Here is a 4,969-nt window from a genome sequence, read left to right as displayed (position 1 = left end):
GGCCCGCTGGTGCTGGACGGTACGGAGCTGCCGGCGGCCACCGCCGCCTCGCTGCGCCCCGGCGACATCGTGCTGACCCCGCTGTCGGCCACCCGCCCGGGCCTGGCCAGCCTGACCCTGTTCGACCGCCGCCTCGTCGGTCGGTTCGACCTTTCCCACCATCGCTTCACGCTCAACGCCATCGAGGAGAGCGCCATGGCTCCGCCGCCGCTCGACATCGCCGTCGTCCCCACACAGGACGTTCCCACCGACGCCGCGCCGGTCGCGCCCGCCGACCTGCCCGTGCCGCTGAAGGTGCTGCTGGGCGAGGCCAGCCTGCCGCTGTCGGAGCTTTCGGGTCTTCGGCCCGGCGCGACCGTCGTCTTGGCCGGCCCGCGCGAGGACGCCCCCGCGGTGCTGCTGGCCGGCGGCCGCCCGATCGCCCGCGGCCGCCTCGTGCCGGTCGGCGAGGCCTGGGGCGTGCTGGTCGAAACCATAGGCGGTGAGGGCTGAGCGCAGATGGACCTCTCGCAGTTCTCGCCCGGCTCGGCCCTCATCACCGTCATCCTGCTGGCGCTCGCGCCCTTCGTGGCGGTGATGGTCACCTCGTTCACCAAGATCGTCGTCACGCTCAGCCTGCTGCGCAATGCGCTGGGCCTGCAGCAGGTGCCGCCCAACATCGTGCTCAACGGCCTGGCTTTGATTCTGACGCTCTACGTCATGTATCCGGTCGGCCAGCAGATGGCCGCCGCCAACCAGGGCGTCAAACCGATCGCCGCCGTCAGCAGCGACACCCAGGCCCTGTTCACCTACGCCGACAAGGCCAAGGAGCCGCTGCGCGAGTTCCTGATCAAGCATTCGACGCCCCGCGAGCGGGCCTTCTTCCTGAAGACCGCCCAGCGCATCAACGGCCCGGAAACGGCCCGCGCCCTGACCCAGCGCGACTTCATCGTCGTCGTCCCGGCCTTCACCGTCTCGGAGCTGGCCGCCGCCTTCCAGATCGGCTTCCTGATCTTCCTGCCGTTCCTGATCATCGACCTCGTCGTATCCAACATCCTGCTGGCCATGGGCATGATGATGCTGTCGCCGACCACGGTGTCGCTGCCGTTCAAGCTTTTGCTGTTCGTGCTGATCGACGGCTGGGTGAAGCTCGCCCACGGCCTCGTGCTGTCCTACACCTAAGGAGGGCCGCGCCATGCTGAACGCCCAGGCCATCGAGCTCGTCAACCAGGCCCTGTGGCTGGTGCTGATCCTGTCGGCCCCGCCGATCGTCGCCGCCTCGCTGGTCGGCCTCCTGGTCGCCGTGATCCAGTCGGCCACCCAGCTGCAGGAGCAGACCCTGCAGTACGCGGCCAAGTTCTTCGCCATCGTGCTGACCATCTTCGTCACCGCCAGCCTGCTGGGCGGCACGCTCTACCGCTTCGGCGACCGGGTGTTCACCGAGTTCCCGGCCATGGTCCGCCGATGAACACGCCCGACTGGCTGGGCGCGATCTTCTCCAACACCATGGTGCTCGCGGTCGGCGCGACCCGGGTGGCGGCGGCCTTCATGCTGCTGCCGCTCTTGTCGCCCGAGACCGTGCCGGCCCTGGTGCGCAACTCGATCTTCCTGGCCTTCGGGATCATCGTCATCACCCTGCAGCCGCAGGTCGCCCAGATGGAGCTGCCGACGGTCCAGTGGATCCTGATCTTCGGCAAGGAGGCGGTGATCGGCCTGGTCATCGGCTTCTTCTTCGGGACCATGCTGTGGGCCCTGGAGGCGGCCGGCCAGATCATCGACGCCAAGGTCGGGGCGACCATGGCCCAGGTCGTCGATCCCCTGAGCGGCCACCAGACCTCGCTGACCGGCGAGTTCCTCGGCCGCCTGGCCAACTTCGTCTTCATGTTCTCGGGCGGCCTGCTGCTGATGGTCGGGGTGATCCTCGACAGCTACGCCATCTGGCCGATCGGCAGCCTGACCCCGGTGCTGTCCTTGCGCAGCCTTTCCCTGTTCGAGGGCGAGTTCTCGCGCCTGATGGTGATGGCGGTGATGCTGTCGACCCCGGCCCTGATCGTGCTCTACCTGATCGACGGCGGCCTTGGCCTGATCAACCGCTACGCCCCGCAGCTCAACGTCTTCTCCCTGGGCCTGGCCATCAAGTCGTGGATCGCCACGGCGGTGGTCCTGGCCATGCTGACGGGCCTCGTTCAACTGCTCCTCAACGAGATCGGCGCGCGGCCCTCGACGATCCTGCAGGTGCTGCGGGCGCTGGATGGGAAGGGGTAGCAAGACCCTCCCCCTGAAGGGGGAGGTGGCCCGAAGGGCCGGAGGGGGAAGTCCCTTCCGACTTTGGGCGGTTGCTGGCTCGGCAATCACATCCCCCTCCGTCGGCTTCGCCGACACCTCCCCCTTCAGGGGGAGGGTCTGGGCGCTAGGGTTTTCCCTGATGGGGTACGCCCCAGCTATCTCGACGGCCCCGCTCGGCGCCACCTTTCGTCGCAGGCCGCACGGCGGCGATGAGAGAGGGTAGGAGCGATGACCACCATCAACGGGTCGCTGAGCACGGCGATCAACAGCGCGATCCTGACCGGGATCGGGGCCGAGCTCGGCAAGTCGCTGGGCAGCTTCGGCGCCATGCAGTTCACCCTGGGCGCCATCGTCGCCGGCCTGTTCCAGCCCGCGCCCGCCCAGCAGCCGTTCACCGCCACCATGCCCGGCGAGGGCAAGGCCGAGATCGATATCGGCGACGGCTACACCCTGTCGATCAACGAGGCGAGCTCCGAGATCGTCGTGCGCGACGCCGACGGCAACGCCACCCGCGTCTGGGGCGACCCCCATGTCAGCTACAACGGCGAGCACATCGGCGACTTCTGGGGCACGACCACCTTCCAGCTCGAGAACGGCACGAAGATCACCATCAACACCGAGACCTCCAGCTGGAACAACATGACCTACGCCGAGCAGGTGGTGGTCACCCGCGGCGACCAGGCGATCGTCATCGACGGGGTCAGCGAGCAGACCAAGGGCGACTTCTCCGTCACCCTGGGCGGCAACGGCTACGCCCTGGACGCCGCCCATGACGACGGCCTGGTGATCCACGAGGACGACGCCTCGGCCACGGGCTGGACCAGCAGCATCGACGGCGGCGCGGTCGGCCAGGCCGACTTCGACCTCACCAAGCCCGGCGCCGAAGGCCTGCGCGAGACCCTGCAGACCTTCCATGCGGGCCTTGGCCTGCTGCTGACCGGCTGGCTGCTGGGCGCCGGCGCGGGTCTTGGCCTGTCGGCCGACGCCTCGGTCTCCGCCCGGGCCGCCGACCGGTTCCCGCTGCTGAACCTCTGATCGCGACGACCCGACCCGGTCCTTTCCGTCCGCCTTGATTTGCCAAACGCGGCAAATCATCCTCGGTAGGCGGGAAGGATCTGGGGGCGGACGATGCGCGCGAAAAATCGGTTGGTGAGCGGACTTGCTGTGGCGGCCGGGCTGTTGACGCTCTCGTCCGCCGTAGCGCCCGCCCTGGCGGCGCCGCCGGTCCCCACGCCCGAAGCGCGCGCATCGGCCGCCTTCGACGCGGCGCTGAAGAACCGCGCCGCCTTGCGGCTGTTCCTCCAGGCCATGCCCAAGGGCGGCGACCTGCACAACCACCTGTCGGGAACCCCCTACGCCGAGGATTTCCTGGCCTGGGCCGACGCCGACGGCCTGTGCGTCACCACCGACGTCCAGCCGGCCCTGGCCAGCGGACCGTGCGACGCGCCCGGCCGCAAGCCGGCCCGGGGCCTGGCCAAGGCCGATCCGGCCCTCTACGCCCGGGCGCTCAACTCGCTGTCGATGCTGAACTACAATCCCGGCGCCGACGGCGCCCAGGCCTCCGGCCACGACCAGTTCTTCTCGACCTTCGGCCGCTTCGGGGCGGTGACCGAGAACAACCTGCCGGCCATGCTGGCGGTGGTCCGCGAATACGCCGCCGGCGACCATGTCGGCTATGTCGAGACCTCGGTGAACCCGGGCGCCATCTACGACCTGGTGAACAAGGTCCGCGGTTCGGCCTGGGACGGCGACTTCGACAAGGCCTTCGCCGCCCTGGAGCCTGGGATCCCCGACCTCGTCGCCAAGGTCCGCGCCGAGATGGACGCCGCCGAGGCCGAGTCCGATCGCCGCCTGGGCTGCCAGACCCAGAAGCCGCGCCAGGGCGCCTGCGCCGTGGCGCTGGGCTACCAGGCCTTCGCCGTGCGGATCCTGCCGCCGCAGGTGGTGTTCGCCCAGCTGACGGCCGCCTTCGCCCTGGCCGACGCCGATCCGCGCTTCGTCGGGGTCAACATCGTCGCGCCGGAAGACAACCCGACCTCCCTGGCCGACTACCGCCTGCACATGCGGATGCTGGGCTACCTGCACGCCCGCTATCCGAAGGTGAAGCTGTCGCTGCACGCCGGCGAGCTGACCCTGGGCCTGGTCCCGCCGCGCGACCTGTCGTTCCACATCCGCGAGGCGGTCGAGGTGGCGGGCGCCGCGCGCATCGGCCACGGCGTCGACATCGCCCACGAGGCCGAGGCGCGAGACCTGCTCAAGCGCATGGCCCGCGACAAGGTCGCCGTCGAGATCAACCTGACCAGCAACGACGTCATCCTCGGCGTGAAGGGCGCCGACCACCCGCTGCACCTCTACCGCAAGGCCGGCGTGCCGGTGGTGCTGTCGACCGACGACGAGGGCGTCTCGCGCATCGACCTGACCAACGAGTATCTGCGCGCCGCGACCGAGCAGGGCCTGACCTATCGCGACCTCAAGGCCATCGCCCGCGACAGCCTGGAATACGCCTTCGTGCCGGGCAAAAGCCTGCGCGGCGCGGCCGAATGCGCCAAGCCGGGCAAGGCCTGCGAGGCGTTCCTGGGCGCGAACCCGAAGGCGCAGCTGCAATGGAAGCTGGAGCGGGACCTCGAGGCGTTCGAAGCGACCCACTGATCCCTCTCCCCTTGCGGGAGAGGGTGGCCTCGCGGAGCGAGGTCGGGTGAGGGGT

The 4,969-nt window shown here is 69.5% G+C and carries 6 protein-coding genes; all 6 read left to right on the top strand.

What is annotated here, in order from left to right:
* Positions 1–492 (top strand): FliM/FliN family flagellar motor switch protein (locus tag DMC18_RS16595; protein ID WP_199232584.1); only part of this gene is annotated, 492 nt, incomplete at its 5' end.
* A gap of 6 nt (positions 493–498) precedes the next feature.
* Positions 499–1,161: a type III secretion system export apparatus subunit SctR gene (gene sctR / locus DMC18_RS16590; protein WP_110119752.1), complete on the top strand. Its 663-nt coding sequence runs from the start codon at positions 499–501 to the stop codon at positions 1,159–1,161.
* A gap of 13 nt (positions 1,162–1,174) precedes the next feature.
* Positions 1,175–1,447 carry a type III secretion system export apparatus subunit SctS gene (gene sctS / locus DMC18_RS16585; RefSeq protein WP_110119753.1) on the top strand — a complete coding sequence of 91 codons (273 nt, stop codon included), beginning with the start codon at positions 1,175–1,177 and terminating at the stop codon, positions 1,445–1,447.
* On the top strand, positions 1,444–2,244 hold the full coding sequence (gene sctT, locus DMC18_RS16580) for a type III secretion system export apparatus subunit SctT (protein ID WP_110119754.1): 801 nt from the start codon (positions 1,444–1,446) through the stop codon (positions 2,242–2,244). Before sctS ends, sctT begins: the two co-directional genes overlap by 4 nt.
* 249 nt (positions 2,245–2,493) lie before the next feature.
* Entirely contained in the window at positions 2,494–3,300 is an 807-nt protein-coding gene (locus tag DMC18_RS16575; protein WP_110119755.1) for a DUF1521 domain-containing protein, read from the top strand.
* A 144-nt stretch (positions 3,301–3,444) separates the two neighbouring features.
* A complete protein-coding gene (locus DMC18_RS16570) occupies positions 3,445–4,914 on the top strand; it encodes an adenosine deaminase (RefSeq protein ID WP_233245238.1) in 1,470 nt (489 codons plus the stop codon).
* Positions 4,915–4,969: the final 55 nt, after the last annotated feature.

The organism is Caulobacter sp. D5 (assembly GCF_003185805.1).
GTDB lineage: Bacteria > Pseudomonadota > Alphaproteobacteria > Caulobacterales > Caulobacteraceae > Caulobacter.
Note: the sequence above shows the minus strand (reverse complement) of the source record. Positions and strands in the feature narration are given on the sequence as shown.